A 15,816-nucleotide genomic window follows, 5' to 3' on the forward strand; every position below is an offset into this window, starting at 1 on the left:
TCGTCACCTGGTCTGCTCGATAGCCCGCGTCTGCCGCTGCTGCGGTTCAGACGTCGGGCTCAGCCAGCCGTGACGCCACCAGATCCCGTACCTCCGGGTCCGGATCATCGACCAGCGCCTTCAGTGCCTCCAGCGGCGCATCCATGGCGGCGGCCAGGCGCACCGTCCAGTCATCGTCTTTCAGCATCGGCACCACGGCTTCCCCCTCCAGACGGTCGGCAACGATGCGACGTACCTCCGCTTCGGGGTCGTGCATCATCAATCCCAGGCTGACTTCGGGCAGGCGTCTGGCCACCAGTTTGCGTACCTGGCGATCGGGGTCGCGGATCATGCGGAACAGGCGCCCTTCCGGTAGGCGCTGGCAAACGTAGGCGCGCACCAGGTAGTCGGGATCGTTGGCCAGTTTTTCCAGATGCTCGACCGGGATGCGGTCGGCGACGGTGATCCGCACCTCGCGATCCTCATCCTCGATCAGAGCCAGCAGCTTTTCGCGCGGCAGCCGGTAGGCCACCGCGCGGCGCACCGCCTCGTCAGGGTCTTTGATCAGTTTGTCCAGCGCGTCCAAAGGGGCATAGCGCACGGCGATGGCGCGACGCTCCCAGAACGCATCCTGCAGGTAGTAGAGCGCCAGATGCGAATTGACTCGCAGAAAGCGGTCGATCTGCCGCCCGCTGTGTGCAGCGATACAGACATCGCCGGGTATACAGCGGCCGGAGAGCAGCAGGTCGGCCTTGTAGCGGCAGAAGCGACAGTCGGCGACCGGTGTCAGGTCGCCTTTGTCAGGTTCATCTGTCATCCGGGAACACCTCCGCCAGCACGATGCCGGACGCGCTCTCGGCATCGTTGGACAGTTTCGAGCAGTGGTCGCTGGAGTTGACCAGGTAGAGGTTGAAGGTTTCGCGCTCGGTCCAGGGTATGGCGGTGGCGCCGATATCGTCCTCGAAACACCAGGTGAAGTGGTAATCGGGGTAGCGGCGGCGCAGCTCGGCGATCAACGCCTCATCCAATACCATGGTCGAAGCGAAATCGCAGATCTCGTTCAGGGTGGCTTCGGCGATCATGCGTACTCCTCCTCGTCCTGGATAAAACGGATACGCTCTTCGGCCCCGAACCCCATCACCTTGGCCAGCCAGGGTGGCGGGTTGTTGCCGATAACGCCCTTGAGCTGATCCAGCAGCTCGGTCGCTTCACCGCCATCGGGCAGCTTGATCGGATGCAGACCGGCACGCACCACCTTGGCCGCCGCAGGGCCACCGATGGAGACGGTGTAGAGCAGCTGGCAATCCTCGATCAGGTTCGCACGGTAGATGTTCTTGTCCATCTCATCCGGTGCATGGCCGGCCTTGCGGATAGCGATCAGCCGTACCTCGGATTCGGACACCTGATAGACCAGAAAGCGGGCGCAGGAACCGAAATGGCCGTCGATCTGGGTATCGTGGTTCGACGCACACGCCACCCGTATCGAGCCGGGCATGTCACCCTCTGCATAGTCCTGCACCTCCGGCAGAGGCTCGGGCGCCTCGTCGGTTGGGACGCCTATCCCTCTCAATAGACTGACCGCCTGTTTCAGATAGGCGGTATCGATTTCGCCGAGTTCACCGTCGGCGGCGGCCTTGAGCCGGGTCACCTTCAGGCGGCCCAGTTTGGTCGGCGTAATGGGCAGGCCGAGCGCATCGACCAGAACCATCATCAACCGTTTCGGATCGGTATCGGGAAGCGCCCGGGCGGCAAGCCCGATACGCAGAGCAACTTCGGGGGAAAGTGTGTCTGCCATGGCTCTACCCTCTTATCCGCGTTTGGCGCGCAGCGTAATCGGCAGCTTCGGCGGAGCATCCAGCGGATCGACGTAGTACTTGGTGCCGTCGGTCAGCTCGATGGTGCCGCCCCAGCTATCCTCGGAGTTGAACTCGATCGATGCGATCTCGTCCTCCTGGTCTCGCTTGGCAACGTAGAGGGTCATTTTGCCCTCGTTGTGGCGGATCATTACGTTTGGCATGGACTACCTCGGCTTGCAGAGTGGGGAGAAAGCCGCTCATGCGCATCCATGCGCGCGCGGCACACCGTACGTCCTGTACATAAACCGGGGCTGGTGCAAGCCCCGGTTTCGATCAACCCAACCAGATCACTTAACGAACCAGGTCGTAGTTGAAGTCGGTGGTCTGCATGCCGCGGGTATCGTCGTCGAGACGATCCAGGACAGCGTTGACGATGGTGGTCAGCATCTGCATGGCACCTTCGTAACCCAGGGTTGTCTGGCGATGCAGGTGGTGACGGTCGAAGATCGGGAAGCCCAGACGGATAAGCGGTACTTCGTGCGCCTTGCCCTTGTACAGCGTATCGCGCTGGATATCCTTGCCGTAGGAGTTACCGATCAGGAAGTCTGGCTTGTTGGTGAAGCACAGGGAGCGCATGTGCCACAGGTCCTTGCCGATATGCACTTCACAGCCGGCACCGTACGGAGAGGCTGCCAAAATCGCTTCCATCGCCTTCTTCCAGCGCTTGTTGGCGTGGTTGCAAAGGATATGGATCGGCTCGGCACCCAGCTCCAGCAGGAACTTGGTCAGGCCCATGACGAAGTCGGCATCGCCGTACAGGGCAAACTTCTTGCCATGCAGCCAGGTGTGGGAGTCGGTCATCATGTCGACCAGGCGACCACGTTCGGTCTCCAGCGCCTTGCTGATCGGCTTACCGGTGATCTCGGAGACCTTCATCAGCAGTTCGTCGGTCCACTCCAGACCCATCGGGATGTTCAACTTCGGCACTTCGTGGTTCCAAGTGTTCTTGGCGAACTTCTCGGTCTTCACGAGCTGCCAGGGCTGCAGCAGGATGGTGTTCAGAGCGTTCGGCGCATCCTTGATCTCGTCCATGGTAGTGCCGCCTTCATACATGCGGAACTTGCCATCGGCCGGGGTATCCAGCACTTCAGACGGATCGGACAGCAGGCAAGCGTCTACGTCCATGTCGGCCATCATGCGCTTGATGACGCGGAAGTTACCCAGGTAGGTTTCAAAGCCCGGAACGAAGTTCAGTTTGCCGTTGGAGCCGACAACCTTGTCTTCCATGTAGTTCAGGGTGAAGTAGCGTGCGATACCCTCGAACATGTTGTCCCAGCCGGTGGTGTGGCTGCCGACGAAGCTCGGAGTGTGCGCGAACGGTACCGGGTAGTCCTGCTCGACGTGACCCTCCTTCTTCGCGTTGTTGATGAACGCGTTCAGGTCGTCGCCGATAACCTCGGCCATACAGGTGGTCGACACGGCGATCATCTCGGGCTTGTACAGTGCCTTGGCGTTTTCCAGGCCATCGAACATGTTCTTCTGGCCACCGAATACCGCGGCATCTTCGGTCATGGAGTCTGAAACGGTTGCGATAGGCTCTTTGAAGTGACGGTTGAAGTAGGTACGGAAGTACGCCACACAACCCTGAGAACCGTGCACGTAAGGCAGGGTCTTCTCGAAGCCCAGTGAGCAGAGGACGGCGCCCAGCGGCTGACAAGCCTTGGCCGGGTTGACAGTCAGAGCTTCACGAGCGAAGTTCAGCTCCTGATACTCCTTGGTCGTAGTCCATTCAAAGACCTCATCGATTTTGGTCTGCGGATGCTTCTCTTCGAAGTCGTCGCGCTTGCGGGCCAGCATATCCTGGTATTCATCTTCGAGGAACAGCGGATAGCTCGGCTTGATGTTATCAACTGACTGACTCATTTCATTCTCTCCTCCCGCGCCACCAATCTGTGAACAAACGGGTCAAAGTGGGTAGTGGGGTTCACGACCGACGGGCCGTGAACCATCAGCAGCTTTAATTAAGCGCTGGCAGCAACTGCGGCTTCTTCAGCGGCATCTGCTTTCCAAGGTGCCTGAATCTGCTTCCAGCACGGGTTGTTCAGGGTCATGTCCATATCACGGGCAAAGATGGCGAAGCCGTCGTAACCGTGGTACGGGCCTGAGTAGTCCCAGCTGTGCATCTGACGGAAGGGGATACCCATCTTCTGGAAGATGTACTTCTCTTTAACACCAGAGCCGATCAGGTCCGGCTTGATCTTCTTGACGAACTCTTCGAACTCGTAGCCAGTGACATCGTCGTAGATCAGGGTAGCGTTACCCATCTCTTTGATGGTGCGGTCGTAGTCGTCGTTATGCGCGAACTCATAACCGGTACCGACCACTTCCATGCCCAGATCTTCGTAAGCGCCGATCACGTGACGCGGACGCAGACCACCGATGTACAGCATGACTTTCTTGCCTTCCAGCCGCGGACGGTACTTGGCGATTACGGAATCGTATTCAGCCTTGTACTTGGCGATCACCTCTTCCGCTTTCTTCTGGATAGACTCATCGAAGTGAGCGGCGATCTTGCGCAGAGACTCGTCGGTCTTGGTCGGGCCGAAGAAGTTGTACTCCATCCACGGGATGCCGTACTTCTCTTCCATGTGACGGGAGATGTAGTTCATCGAGCGGTAGCAGTGAACCAGGTTCAGCTTGACCTTCGGCGTCAGCTCCATCTCAGAGATGGTGCCGTCACCGGACCACTGAGCCACAACGCGCAGACCCATCTCTTCCAGCAGGATACGGGAAGACCAGGCGTCACCACCGATGTTGTAGTCACCGATGATCGCAACGTCGTAAGGCGTCGTCTCGAAGCTGTTGTCGTCGTCACGCTTGTCCAGCGCCCAGTCGCGGATCGCATCGTTGGCGATGTGGTGACCCAGGGACTGGGACACACCGCGGAAACCTTCACAGCGAACCGGCACCACAGTCTTGCCGGTAGCCGCGGTAGATTTCTTGGCGACGGCCTCGATGTCGTCACCGATCAGACCGATCGGGCACTCGGACTGGATAGAGATACCCTTGTTCAGCGGGAACAGCTGCTCGATCTCTTCGATCAGCTTGGCCAGCTTCTTGTCGCCGCCGAATACGATGTCCTTCTCCTGGAAATCGGAGGTGAAGTTCATGGTGACGAAGGCGTTCACACCGGTGGTACCGATGTAGTAGTTACGACGGCCAGAGCGAGAGTACTGACCGCAGCCGACCGGACCGTGAGAGATGTGGATCATGTCCTTGATCGGACCCCAGACCACACCACGGGAACCCGCGTATGCACAACCACGAATGGTCATCACACCCGGCAGGGATTTCTTGTTGGACGTGATGCACTTCTTGGACTGCTCGATCTCGTGATCGTTGGCGGTAAGGTGCTTGGCACGATCTTTCTTGGCTTTAGCAGGATAGACTTCAAGCACTTCGTTAATGAGCGCTTCGGTCTCTTCGCGTGACATGACAGACATAACCTGTCTCCTTTACATGTTGGGTTGCGAACAGAGGCTAATCTGCCCCATGTCCGTCCTCGGATGCGGCAGCCAACGGGCTGCCCATCCTGCCGACAACGTGTATTACTTAAGTGAGTAGTACTTAGGCTTCGTCAGCCGCAGTCTTACCGATGATGGACGTGTCTTCTTCGTCCATGATGCCGAACTCCATCAGCAGAGCTTCGAGCTCGTCCATGGTGATCGGAGTCGGGATGACGAACTTGGTGTTGGCGACGATCTTGTTCGCCAGAGAGCGGTACTCATCAGCCTGCTTGGCAGACGGGTCGTACTCGATAACAGTCATACGACGGATCTCGGCGCGCTGTACCACGTTGTCACGCGGAACGAAGTGGATCATCTGGGTGCCCAGCTTCTCGGCCAGAGCCATGATCAACTCATCTTCACGGTCAGTGTTACGAGAGTTGCAGATCAGGCCAGCCAGACGCACGCCACCGGAGTTGGCGTACTTCACGATACCCTTGGAGATGTTGTTGGCAGCATACATCGCCATCATCTCGCCGGAACATACGATGTAGATCTCCTGAGCCTTGTTTTCGCGGATCGGCATGGCGAAGCCACCGCAGACAACGTCACCCAGTACGTCGTAGAAAACGAAGTCGAGATCGTCTTCGTAAGCACCTTCCTCTTCGAGGAAGTTGATAGCCGTGATAACACCGCGACCTGCACAGCCAACACCGGGCTCCGGACCACCGGACTCGACGCACTTAACATCGCCGTAACCGGTTTTCAGAACATCTTCCAGTTCCAGATCTTCAACGGTGCCCGCTTCGGCAGCCATTTCCATGATGGTGTTCTGGGCTTTGGAGTGCAGGATCAGACGAGTAGAGTCAGCCTTCGGGTCGCAGCCGACGATCATTACTTTCTTGCCGGCTTCGGCCAGAGCGGCTACCAGGTTCTGAGTAGTGGTAGACTTACCGATACCGCCTTTACCGTAGATTGCACATTGACGCATTGCCATGGTGTTGCTCCTCGTTTCGGACTTAGCTTCCGAGCCCAGGCCCCCAGCTTTCACTGTGAGCGCCTCGGCCTTCGTAACTTCGCCAGGAGCGTTGCGAAAGCTGTACCAATTTCAGCACACACCTATAACATGCTGTTTTATATGAACTATTTAAACGGACAGGCAAATCCCAGGCGGTTTTTGGCGCGACAAACCCACCCGAGGCTGTCGTAACACCAACAAAAAACCCTATCCTTTGTCGGGCCATATCAACCTGTCGAAAATGCGACAAAACCGCACACTCCTCCCCCTCCTTGCCTCAAGCGACCTACATTTGAACCCAATATCAATCACTTAAGCATGGCTTGACTATTGCACTGCCTGGAGAAGAGGCCGTTGCTACTGCACTCACATTGGAAAGCACGATCGGTGGTACGGCGCAGAAAATCACACTCTCTCGGGAAGGTACCGGCATGTACAAAGAGCTTATAGATGGTATTCAGAGCGGTAAGATCGTCCCCTACCTCGGCGCCGGCGCGCTGAAGGATGTCACCAATACACTGGATGGCAGCCCCATCCCCGCCGACAGCGACAGCCTGATCCTGGCGATGAACAACGGTCAGCCGATGGCGCCGCGTCTGATGTATGAGTTTCCCCGCGCCGCCATGAGCATGGAAAACAAGAAAGGCCGCAGCTTCGTCACCCGCTTCCTCAACGAAACCTACGGCGAGAAACTGTGGAGCCGTGGCCAACTGCATGACTGGCTGGCCGAGATCAAGCCGCACTACGTCATCGACATCAACCGCGACACCCAGTTGCTGGACAGCTATGCGGATACCGAACATACCCTGATCATGGGCGTTGCCCGTATCATGGCCAGCGAATACCGGTTCAAGCTGTTCCATTACAACGGCGCTGCGTACCAGGCGATTGAGCTGAACGCGGTGAACCCCGCCCTGCCGATCCTGTTCAAGCCGCACGGCGCGCCCAGGCCGGAAGCCAACTACATCGCCGCCGACGCCGACTTCGTCGACTACATCACGGAGCTGATGGGCGGTTTTGCCATCCCGGCCTTCCTCAAGGAGTACCGCAAGCAGAAGCAGTATCTGTTCCTGGGGATGCGCTTCACCCGCGACACCCAGCGTATGGTGATGAGCGACATCATCTACGCCGCCGATACGCCGGCCGGCTGGGCCTTTATCCCCGAGCCCACCGACAAGGAGCGCCGCTTCTGCAAGCTGAAGAAGATCGAGATTATCGAACAGGACTGGGACGTGCTGCTCAGTGCCGAAACCTCAATGACAACGGCGTAATCCAGCTTTCCCGTTCCGGTCGGTGGATGACTGGAGCGGGGTAGCTCCAACCACTATAGACAGTGCCTACTCTTCGCAAGCGGGATAACCGACCCGACTCCCTCATATCCTCCCAACGGTAACAACCGCATCTGACTGGACTACACTTAGGCCATACCCCGTACCCTCCCGAGGTGTTCATGCTGATTACCTTTCGCACCGATGCCTACGCCAATATCACGATGTTAGGCGATGTGGCACTTACCATGATCCGCCTGATGGGGCACAACGATGTGGTGCCCGGAGCCATCCTCGCCGCCGACGTGCCTAAGGCGATGAACAATCTGCAGCGCGCAATCGACGAACAACCGATGCCTGCCGACCTGACTGACGGTACGACGGCCGAACAGGAGGATGAGAATCAAAAGGTGAGTCTCGCGAACCGCGCCTACCCCCTACTCGAATTGCTGGCCGCAGCCGCCAAGAATGAGTGCGACGTAATGTGGGATAAATAACTGCCTTGTACTGGACTGTCGAGCGGCCGTAAGCCCTTATCCGGCTCTGCGTTTGGAACTGGCAGGCGTAAGCATCGCGAAGTGCTCCTGTTCTTCAGCATACGGAATGCAACGTGATATTTTTTGAGGCGGGTGGATGGATAGCATAATGCCGGCATTACCCGATGGGCATGGAATAGCGGTCCTGTTGTTGATCGTAATAGCACTGTTCATATTTACCCGAGAAGAGATTCCGCTTGAAACGTCAAGCCTGTTGGTGCTCGTTGTACTGACCGTTGGCTTTGCACTCTTTCCCTACCGATACAATGGCGAACTTGTTGACCCCGTAGACCTTTTCCATGGTTTTGGGCATGAAGCGCTAATCGCGGTTTGTGCCTTAATGGTTGCCGGTCAGGGGCTGGTGCGCACCGGAGCGCTGGAGCCGATCGGTCGGTTATTAGCACGTTTCTGGGCAGTCAGTCCGATGTTCTCGCTGTTACTGACACTCGTGCTCGGAGCACTTCTGAGTGCATTCATCAACAATGTCCCCATCGTTGTGCTGCTGCTTCCCATTCTGGTCAGTGTTGCATTGCGCACTGGCAAACCCGCATCCGGGATGCTGATGCCCATGGGCTTTGCGACTCTGGTAGGGGGCATGGGCACCACGATCGGCACCTCCACAAATCTGCTGGTCATCGCGGTGGCTGCCGATCTTGGCATGCGCCATTTTCAGGTATTTGATTTCTTTCTTCCCGCGGCGATAGCCGCCAGCGTGGCAATCCTTTACCTGTGGCTGGTGGCCCCACGCATTTTACCAGTGCGTGAGGCGTCGCTGGATGACCGTTCACCTCGCCAGTTTACTGCCCAGTTACATATTGAGGAGGATGGTTTTTCCGATGGCCGCAAGCTGTCGGAGCTGCAAGAGAAGGTTGGGAACAAAATGGGTATCAGCGCTATCCGCCGCGGCGACACGCTGATCATGCCACTTCCGGATGCCATGCTCAGGGCCGGCGATAGATTGAGAATCTGCGACACGCCGGAGAATCTGACTGAGTTCTCCAGTGCCCTGGATGCCGCGCTGTTTGCCGGGGAGGTTCGGGTAGATGACGAGAACCCGCTACGAGCCGACGATCAACAGATCGCCGAGATCGTCGTTACCCAAGGCTCACTCCTGGAGGGCTCCACCCTGGCCCACGCCAGACTTGCCGAACGTTACCATATGCTGATTCTGGCACTGCATCGCCCAGGTACAACACTGCAGACATTGAGCGCCGACTTAGGCGACATCCGTTTGAAAATAGGCGATGTACTACTGGTGCAGGGCAGCCAGGAGCAGATTGTGTCGCTAAAACAAAGTGTTGAACTGCTGGTACTTGACGCAACCAGCGACCTGCCGCATACCCGGCTAGCCCCACTGGCATTGACGATTATGGCTGCCATCGTCGTTGTCGCAGCACTTGGCTTGGTGCCGATTGCCATCAGTGCCGTGGCGGGTGTCCTGCTGATGATTCTCACCCGCTGCCTGCGTTGGCAGGATGTGGTGCAGGCGCTTAGCACTCCGGTGATCATGATCGTGGTCGCCAGTTTAGCCTTGGGTATGGCGTTGTTGAAAACCGGTGGCGCCAACTATCTGGCCGAGCTGTATGTTGCGTTAGCCGCAGGAACATCGCCCCCCGTCATGCTATCCGGGCTTATGCTGATCATGGCAATACTGACCAATATCGTCTCCAACAATGCGGCCGCCGTAATCGGCACCCCTATCGCCTTCAGTATCTCCCAGCAATTGGGTTTGTCGCCCGAACCCTTTGTGCTGGCGGTGTTGTTTGGCGCCAATATGAGCTACGCCACACCGATGGCGTACAAGACCAACCTCCTGGTTATGAGTGCAGGAGGTTATCGCTTTTCGGATTTTATGAGGGTTGGGATACCGCTGACGATTATCGTTTGGCTGGTGCTGTCCTGGTTGCTGCCACGGCTTTATGGGCTTGCCTGACCTGTCAGACAGAGTGAGGTCTCCCCCATAACGAAAGGGTCCAGACAATCAGGTGTCGTCAATCTGCGTGAACATATCGGGCTGGAACACTTTGACACGGTTGCGCCCCTCGCCCTTGGCGTGATACATCGCCATATCCGCTCTTTTAAGCAGTTGTTTGACCTCTTCAGCGTGTTCGGGATACAGCACCACGCCGGTACTTGACGATATTTTCAGGGTAAGGCCCTCAACGTCGAAAGGCTCAACCAGGGCATGCCGTATTTTCTCCGCCACCTCCACTGCGCTCTCTTTGTCCTTGACCGAGGGCAGCAGAATCACGAACTCATCGCCGCCAAAACGGGACGCGGAGTCTGATTTGCGCAGGCAGTCCGAGATCCGGACGGCAATGGCTTTCAGTAGTGCATCACCGATATTGTGACCGTAGGTATCGTTAACCGGCTTGAACTCATCCAGGTCGACAAACAGTACCGCCACGTTCTCCCGTTCACGTTCCGCATTGGTAATCGCCTGATGCAGTCGGTCAATGATCAATAACCGGTTCGGTAAGCCCGTCAGCGTATCGTGATAGGCCATATGTTCGACCTGTTCCTCCATGATCTTGCGATCGGTGATCTCGTAGAACCAGCCGAGAATCGCCGAGCGTCCCTCGTACTCGATAGGCGAGAAGGATGCCAACGCCCACTTGACCGGCGCCCGCTCATCAAAGGTACAGAGTTCGATCAGCTTATCGGTGATGCACTCGCCCTGATCCAGCTTTTCGAGTATCTCGCCATGCGTATCCGGATTGATGTAGTAGCCGGGAGACACCTGACCAAACACCTCCTCCGCGGTGGATTCCACCAGCGATATATAGCGGCTATTGGCAAACAGAACCCGCTTGTTGGATAGATCCTCTATGCGGGTCGCAATAGGACTGGCTTCGAGCATCTGCCGTAACTGCGATGCACTCTCCACTGCCCCCTGCCGCAAGTCGAAGTTCTCCTCAAGTTGCTGATGCAGACGGTGGGTCGTTCCCAGCAGAAAAAACATGAACAGCAGCAGCATGGTCCCCATGCCCCAGGAGACCGATCCGTCCTGAAACATGAGAAAGAGGGAGTGCGGCGCCATAGCCAACAGCAGGAAAGTAAAACTGGAGACGCGATCGATCGCCAGGGTTGTAGCGGCGCCTGAACTCAAACCGGCTAATACAAACGAGGTGTAGACCATATGGTCAGGCTCAGAGGTCGGCACCAGAAAAACCCCGGCGGCGCCCCAAACCAGTGACGTGGCAAACACACCGATCCGAAACAGCAGCAGCCTTAGTTCCGCTTCCTTCGTGCCAAACGGAAGCTTGTCATCCTTCCAACGAACCACCAGCGCCGCTCTATATATCAGGGTGATACCGAGCAGCAGAGACCATAGCAATAGCTTGGAAGGCGCTAATACAGCCCACTGCACGCCAATGAAGATCGATGCAAGGGCCAGACTGATGACAATGGAAGAGCGCAGGTTGGAGCAGAGCAATCTGACCTGCTCAGCGGTAAACGAGGCCGACTCCACCCTGGGGAGAGAGTGCTGTCGCTGGGCAGCCAGCCCGATCGACTCAGCATGAACGGTATTATCCCGTGGCTTCAACATCTGCTTTTTGTATGAAAGACCATACATTTTCAGAGTACGTTTTCCACTATAGTCCCAAACCCGAAAGACATTCAATTACAGCGTTTGATATACATCTCCTCCTATTGCCCCCGCATGCCACTTAGAGGCTCTGCCAACCCTTTAAATGAAAAAAGCGGCGCCCTGTCGGAACGCCGCCTTTTCTTACGTTACCCGCTTGAGCCCTTACTCTTTCGAGATCAGCCTTTCGGGATCAGCAACTGTACGCCAACGCCGGTGTTGGAGATCGGCGCTACATAGTTACGCAGACGCTCCTCCGGGATACCGTCACCCAGCGCACCCCGCATGGCCAACCACATGGCCAGCTCTACCATCTGTGCGCCACCTTTTTCGATCAGATCGACGTTGCTGAATTTGCACAGTTCCTGTGGATCTGAAACCAGCTTGTCCATGCAGTAACTGTCGAAGTCAGCATTGAGAATACCGGCGCGCGGTCCATCAAGCTGGTGGGACAGACCACCGGTACCCAGTAACACAACCTTGGCATCCTTCTCCCAGCAACGGATCGCATCGCCAATAGCTTTACCGAAGGCGTAGCTGCGGCTCGGCTTTGGCATTGGGTGACGTTCGCAGTTGATCGCAACCGGAATCACCTTGATACCCTGGTAGCTATGGTTTGGCCACAGCAGCGTCATCGGTACAGTGGCACCATGATCCACCTTGATATCCTGACATACGGTGGGATCGAAGTCGTTCTCGATCAGGTGGTTGACGATGTGCCAGCTCAGTTCGGTTTCACCGGTCAGCGGCGGAATCGGTTTGATACCCCAGCCCTCATCGGCGTTTTCATACTGGGGTGCACAACCGATAGCGAAGGTCGGCTTCTTGTCCAGCCACATCTCCAGGCCGTGGTCGTTGTAGAACAGCACGGCAATATCCGGCTTCTCTTCGTTCAGCCAGCCACGGATCGGCGGATAGATGGCGAACAGGTCACGGAAGTACGGAGTATCTTCAAGCCCCTTGTCGATGGCGACACCGATGGCCGGAATGTGAGATGTGGTAATACCACCGATTATTTTAGCCATTGGTTGTCTTCCCCCTGCCCTGACTGTCGAGATATGCCTGGAACTCCTCGGTTGTGCGACCGCTCTGCATGCCACCGATCACCTGCATGTTCCAACCGAAGATGCCGGCCAATTTCGCCATGTAGTAGATACTGCCTCCCAGTTCGAGCAACCTGTTCAGATCCTTGTCACGTAGGGCCTGCTTGAACTCTTCAGAGAGCCGGTACTTCTCCATGTAGGCTTCCGGATCTGCCAGAAACGCCTGACGTGCCTCTTCGTTGTTGAACGAGAAACACATCTTGTTGAAGTTGAAGCCCTTGGTCGACTGGGCGCCATCGAAATGGATGGTGCCTTCAACCGGCCTCATTTTGTAATCTGTCATTGTTCTGCCCTCCTGTTGGGGATGCTGTTCGTCACCGGCTCGGCGAGCGGCGACGAACGCCGGATATGCCTCAACGCTCCCAGTAAAGGCGCATCGGGTTATCGACCAGCAGCTTCTGCTGCAGCTCGGCGGTCGGCGCGATCTGCGGGATCACGTCGACCAGCTTGCCGTCGTCCGGCACGTGGGACTTCATGTTCGGGTGCGGCCAGTCGGTACCCCAGAGGCAGCGATCCGGGAACAGCTCAACCAGTTTCTTCATGAACGGTACTACGTCGCTGTAATCCGGCGGCGTCAGCGTCAGGCGCTCGGGACAGGTGGTCTTCACCCAGATCTTGTCGTTGCTCTTCATCAGCTCAATGAAGCGCTGGAAATCGGGATGATCTACGCCCTTGGCCACGTCGGGACGGCCCATGTGGTCGACAACGATGCAGGTGTCCAGTTCGTTCAGGAACGGGATCAGCTCTTCCAGCTCAGGCGCTTCGAAGTAGACCACGATATGCCAGCCCAGCGGCTTGATCTTCTCGGCCACCGACAGGAACACCTCTTTCGGGGTGGTGTCGACCAAACGCTTGACGAAGTTGAAGCGCACGCCGCGCACGCCCGCCCTGTCCATCGCTTCCAGCTCTTCGACGGTGATATTCGGATCGACCACGGCGATGCCGCGGGCCAGCTCACCGGCGGACTCCAGCGCATCGATCAACGCCGCGTTGTCGGTGCCATGGCAGGAGGCCTGCACGATGACGTTGCGGCTGAAGCCGAGGTAATCACGCAGTGCAAACAGCTTCTCCTTCGGCGCATCGCAGGGGGTGTATTTGCGCTTCGGGTGGTAGGGAAACTTGTCCGCCGGACCAAACACGTGGCAGTGCGCATCAACGGCACCGGCAGGCGCCTTGAACTCAGGCTTGCTTGGGTTCGGGTGAAAAGGAAGGTAATCGGGATCCATCATCTTGCAGTACCTGTGTAATTAGTTATCGTGCGCGAAAACCTGACCGTCGAACAGCTTGCGCGCGGTGCGCAGCAAAGCTGCCGGGCCCAGCTTTCCGGCTTCATCTACGTCGAGAATCACGGTCATCTCACCGATCGGGTGTTCTACTGCCAGCGTCTTGCGTGTGCCTTCAGGTACAGTCGCCACCGCCGCCGCCGGCGAGCCGGGTAGCACCGCCGCAGTGGCCACGCTGACCGCGCCTAGCACCCCGATGGAGGCGTGGCAGCGGTGCGGTATGAAGGTACGCGTGGACAGTGCGCCGCCGTTAGTGGCGGGGCTGACCATGGTCATCTTCGGTACCGACTTGTCCTTGACGTCGCCCAGGTTCATCAGCGGACCCGCCTGAAGGCGGATCGATTCCAGCTTGGCACGCAAGGCGTCATTGGCTTCCAACTCTTCGCGGGTTTCGCTTCCGCTGATCCCCATATCGCTGGCACGCATGATCACCACCGGCATGCCGTTATCGATCATCGTCACTTCGACGCCGTCGATCAGGTCGACGGTGTTGCCGGTCGGCAGCAGGGATCCGCAGCTGGAACCTGCCGTGTCCTCGAAGGTGATCGGCACCGGTGCGCTATGACCCGGCACGCCGTCGATGCGGGCATCGCCGACATAACTGACCTTGCCGTTGGGTGTGCAGACCCGCGCTGTGGCGATCTGCCCGGTGTTCTCCATAAAAATGCGCACATCGGTTTCGCCGTCGTTGGCCTCGACCAGTCCGCGTTCGATGGCAAAGGGTCCGACGCCGGCGAGGATGTTGCCGCAGTTCTGCGCGTCGGTGACGATCGGCTGATCGACGTACACCTGCAGGAACAGATAGTCCACATCGGCATCGTCACGTTCGGAACGCTTCACCACCGCCACCTTGGCGGTCAGCGGGTCGGCACCGCCCATGCCGTCGATCTGGCGCGGGTCGGGCGAACCCATCACCCGCAGCAGGAAGGCGTCACGCGCGGCGGTGTCGACCGGCAAATCCTCGGCGAGGAAGTAGCCGCCCTTGGAGGTGCCGCCGCGCATCCACATGCAGCGGATCCCTTCACCGAAGGCATCAGACATACTTCAGGCCCTTCTCTTTCAGGCGCGGGCGCATGTCGTAGATATCCAGACCCAGCTCGCCGTTGGCCAGACGCACGCGCTTGGCCTCTTCCAGTTCCATACGCTTGCGGGCTTTTTCCAGCACGGTAGCGGCGTGTTCGCGACGCACGACAACGACACCGTCGTCATCGGCGACTATCACGTCCCCGGCATTGACCAACTCGTCGGCACACACCAGCGGCACGTTGACGGAGCCCACGGTCTCCTTGATCGTACCCTCGGCGAACACCGCCTTGGACCAGACCGGGAAGTTCATCTTGCGCAGGTCACGGGTATCGCGAACACCGCCGTCGATCACCAGCCCAACCACGCCGCGCGCCTGGGCGGAAGTCGCCAGCAGATCGCCGAAGAAGCCGTGTACCGACGGCGAGGTCGGTGCGAACACCAGCATGTCGCCCGGCTTACACTGCTCGATCGCTACATGCATCATCCAGTTATCGCCGGCAGCACCGGAGATAGTGATGGCGGAGCCTGCGACCGCCACATCCTGCTGAATCGGGCGCATGTAATGCGCCAGCAGACCGACGCGGCCCTGGGCTTCATGGATGGTCGCCACACCGCACTCGGCCAGGCCGTCGATCACCGCCTGGTCGGCACGTTCGATATTCTGTACAACAACTGTCTCTTTCATCGTTTTACCCCTGAATTCCTGTCGCTG

16 protein-coding genes are annotated in these 15,816 nt (G+C 57.9%); 3 read left to right on the forward strand and 13 right to left on the reverse strand.

The window, feature by feature from the left end; all coding sequences use genetic code 11:
• Window positions 1-46 precede the first annotated feature (46 nt).
• The 7 genes from KQ940_RS16885 to nifH all read right to left on the reverse strand — a co-directional run bounded on the left by KQ940_RS16885 (window position 47) and on the right by nifH (window position 6,278).
• Entirely contained in the window at window positions 47-796 is a 750-nt protein-coding gene (locus KQ940_RS16885; RefSeq protein ID WP_217414965.1) for a 4Fe4S-binding leucine-rich repeat protein, read from the reverse strand.
• Window positions 786-1,061 (reverse strand): DUF6129 family protein, encoded by a 276-nt coding sequence (locus KQ940_RS16890; RefSeq protein ID WP_217414966.1) that lies wholly within the window; start codon window positions 1,059-1,061, stop codon window positions 786-788. The genes KQ940_RS16885 and KQ940_RS16890 overlap by 11 nt, the downstream gene beginning before the upstream one ends.
• Entirely contained in the window at window positions 1,058-1,774 is a 717-nt protein-coding gene (locus KQ940_RS16895) for a dinitrogenase iron-molybdenum cofactor biosynthesis protein (protein ID WP_217414967.1), read from the reverse strand. The genes KQ940_RS16890 and KQ940_RS16895 overlap by 4 nt, the downstream gene beginning before the upstream one ends.
• A gap of 12 nt (window positions 1,775-1,786) precedes the next feature.
• A complete protein-coding gene (nifT, locus tag KQ940_RS16900) occupies window positions 1,787-1,996 on the reverse strand; it encodes a putative nitrogen fixation protein NifT (RefSeq protein ID WP_217414968.1) in 210 nt (69 codons plus the stop codon).
• Between the two features lie 130 nt (window positions 1,997-2,126).
• Window positions 2,127-3,698: a nitrogenase molybdenum-iron protein subunit beta gene (gene nifK, locus KQ940_RS16905; RefSeq protein ID WP_217414969.1), complete on the reverse strand. Its 1,572-nt coding sequence runs from the start codon at window positions 3,696-3,698 to the stop codon at window positions 2,127-2,129.
• 98 nt (window positions 3,699-3,796) lie between these two features.
• Window positions 3,797-5,278, reverse strand: coding sequence for a nitrogenase molybdenum-iron protein alpha chain (gene nifD, locus KQ940_RS16910; RefSeq protein ID WP_217414970.1), 1,482 nt, complete (start codon window positions 5,276-5,278; stop codon window positions 3,797-3,799).
• 124 nt (window positions 5,279-5,402) lie between these two features.
• Entirely contained in the window at window positions 5,403-6,278 is an 876-nt protein-coding gene (nifH, locus tag KQ940_RS16915; protein WP_217414971.1) for a nitrogenase iron protein, read from the reverse strand.
• A 452-nt stretch (window positions 6,279-6,730) separates the two neighbouring features.
• On the opposite strand from nifH, the gene KQ940_RS16920 reads away from it, so the two are divergent.
• The 3 genes from KQ940_RS16920 to KQ940_RS16930 all read left to right on the forward strand — a co-directional run bounded on the left by KQ940_RS16920 (window position 6,731) and on the right by KQ940_RS16930 (window position 10,036).
• On the forward strand, window positions 6,731-7,570 hold the full coding sequence (locus KQ940_RS16920) for an SIR2 family protein (RefSeq protein WP_217414973.1): 840 nt from the start codon (window positions 6,731-6,733) through the stop codon (window positions 7,568-7,570).
• 179 nt (window positions 7,571-7,749) lie between these two features.
• A complete protein-coding gene (locus KQ940_RS16925; RefSeq protein WP_217414974.1) occupies window positions 7,750-8,064 on the forward strand; it encodes a DUF1840 domain-containing protein in 315 nt (104 codons plus the stop codon).
• 148 nt (window positions 8,065-8,212) lie between these two features.
• The gene (locus KQ940_RS16930; RefSeq protein ID WP_246590148.1) at window positions 8,213-10,036 is read left to right on the forward strand and encodes an SLC13 family permease; all 1,824 of its coding nucleotides are present in this window, start codon (window positions 8,213-8,215) and stop codon (window positions 10,034-10,036) included.
• Window positions 10,037-10,084: 48 nt separating this feature from the next.
• Here KQ940_RS16930 and KQ940_RS16935 read toward each other — a convergent pair whose 3' ends face one another.
• The 6 genes from KQ940_RS16935 to KQ940_RS16960 form a co-directional block, all read right to left on the reverse strand.
• Window positions 10,085-11,653, reverse strand: coding sequence for a sensor domain-containing diguanylate cyclase (locus KQ940_RS16935; RefSeq protein ID WP_217414976.1), 1,569 nt, complete (start codon window positions 11,651-11,653; stop codon window positions 10,085-10,087).
• A 218-nt stretch (window positions 11,654-11,871) separates the two neighbouring features.
• Window positions 11,872-12,717 (reverse strand): class III extradiol dioxygenase family protein, encoded by an 846-nt coding sequence (locus tag KQ940_RS16940; protein WP_217414977.1) that lies wholly within the window; start codon window positions 12,715-12,717, stop codon window positions 11,872-11,874.
• Complete coding sequence (locus KQ940_RS16945) at window positions 12,710-13,078, reverse strand: protocatechuate 3,4-dioxygenase (RefSeq protein ID WP_217414978.1); 369 nt, start codon at window positions 13,076-13,078, stop codon at window positions 12,710-12,712. Before KQ940_RS16945 ends, KQ940_RS16940 begins: the two co-directional genes overlap by 8 nt.
• A 70-nt stretch (window positions 13,079-13,148) precedes the next feature.
• Window positions 13,149-14,024: an amidohydrolase family protein gene (locus KQ940_RS16950; protein ID WP_217414979.1), complete on the reverse strand. Its 876-nt coding sequence runs from the start codon at window positions 14,022-14,024 to the stop codon at window positions 13,149-13,151.
• An 18-nt stretch (window positions 14,025-14,042) separates the two neighbouring features.
• The gene (locus tag KQ940_RS16955) at window positions 14,043-15,119 is read right to left on the reverse strand and encodes a 4-oxalomesaconate tautomerase (RefSeq protein WP_246590149.1); all 1,077 of its coding nucleotides are present in this window, start codon (window positions 15,117-15,119) and stop codon (window positions 14,043-14,045) included.
• Entirely contained in the window at window positions 15,112-15,789 is a 678-nt protein-coding gene (locus tag KQ940_RS16960) for a 4-carboxy-4-hydroxy-2-oxoadipate aldolase/oxaloacetate decarboxylase (RefSeq protein WP_217414980.1), read from the reverse strand. Before KQ940_RS16960 ends, KQ940_RS16955 begins: the two co-directional genes overlap by 8 nt.
• Window positions 15,790-15,816: the final 27 nt, after the last annotated feature.

This window comes from Marinobacterium ramblicola (assembly GCF_019084545.1).
GTDB classification, from domain to species: Bacteria; Pseudomonadota; Gammaproteobacteria; order Pseudomonadales; family Balneatricaceae; genus Marinobacterium_D; species Marinobacterium_D ramblicola.

Excerpts from the sequence above, each read along its gene's own strand:
- KQ940_RS16945 (WP_217414978.1), bottom strand. The coding sequence starts at position 13,078 with ATGACAGATTACAAAATGAGGCCGGTTGAAGGCACCATCCATTTCGAT.
- KQ940_RS16950 (WP_217414979.1), bottom strand. The coding sequence starts at position 14,024 with ATGATGGATCCCGATTACCTTCCTTTTCACCCGAACCCAAGCAAGCCT.
- nifD (WP_217414970.1), bottom strand. The coding sequence starts at position 5,278 with ATGTCTGTCATGTCACGCGAAGAGACCGAAGCGCTCATTAACGAAGTG.
- KQ940_RS16940 (WP_217414977.1), bottom strand. The coding sequence starts at position 12,717 with ATGGCTAAAATAATCGGTGGTATTACCACATCTCACATTCCGGCCATC.
- nifK (WP_217414969.1), bottom strand. The coding sequence starts at position 3,698 with ATGAGTCAGTCAGTTGATAACATCAAGCCGAGCTATCCGCTGTTCCTC.
- KQ940_RS16935 (WP_217414976.1), bottom strand. The coding sequence starts at position 11,653 with ATGTTGAAGCCACGGGATAATACCGTTCATGCTGAGTCGATCGGGCTG.
- KQ940_RS16930 (WP_246590148.1), top strand. The coding sequence starts at position 8,213 with ATGCCGGCATTACCCGATGGGCATGGAATAGCGGTCCTGTTGTTGATC.
- KQ940_RS16925 (WP_217414974.1), top strand. The coding sequence starts at position 7,750 with ATGCTGATTACCTTTCGCACCGATGCCTACGCCAATATCACGATGTTA.
- KQ940_RS16955 (WP_246590149.1), bottom strand. The coding sequence starts at position 15,119 with ATGTCTGATGCCTTCGGTGAAGGGATCCGCTGCATGTGGATGCGCGGC.
- nifH (WP_217414971.1), bottom strand. The coding sequence starts at position 6,278 with ATGGCAATGCGTCAATGTGCAATCTACGGTAAAGGCGGTATCGGTAAG.
- KQ940_RS16960 (WP_217414980.1), bottom strand. The coding sequence starts at position 15,789 with ATGAAAGAGACAGTTGTTGTACAGAATATCGAACGTGCCGACCAGGCG.
- KQ940_RS16895 (WP_217414967.1), bottom strand. The coding sequence starts at position 1,774 with ATGGCAGACACACTTTCCCCCGAAGTTGCTCTGCGTATCGGGCTTGCC.
- nifT (WP_217414968.1), bottom strand. The coding sequence starts at position 1,996 with ATGCCAAACGTAATGATCCGCCACAACGAGGGCAAAATGACCCTCTAC.
- KQ940_RS16890 (WP_217414966.1), bottom strand. The coding sequence starts at position 1,061 with ATGATCGCCGAAGCCACCCTGAACGAGATCTGCGATTTCGCTTCGACC.
- KQ940_RS16885 (WP_217414965.1), bottom strand. The coding sequence starts at position 796 with ATGACAGATGAACCTGACAAAGGCGACCTGACACCGGTCGCCGACTGT.
- KQ940_RS16920 (WP_217414973.1), top strand. The coding sequence starts at position 6,731 with ATGTACAAAGAGCTTATAGATGGTATTCAGAGCGGTAAGATCGTCCCC.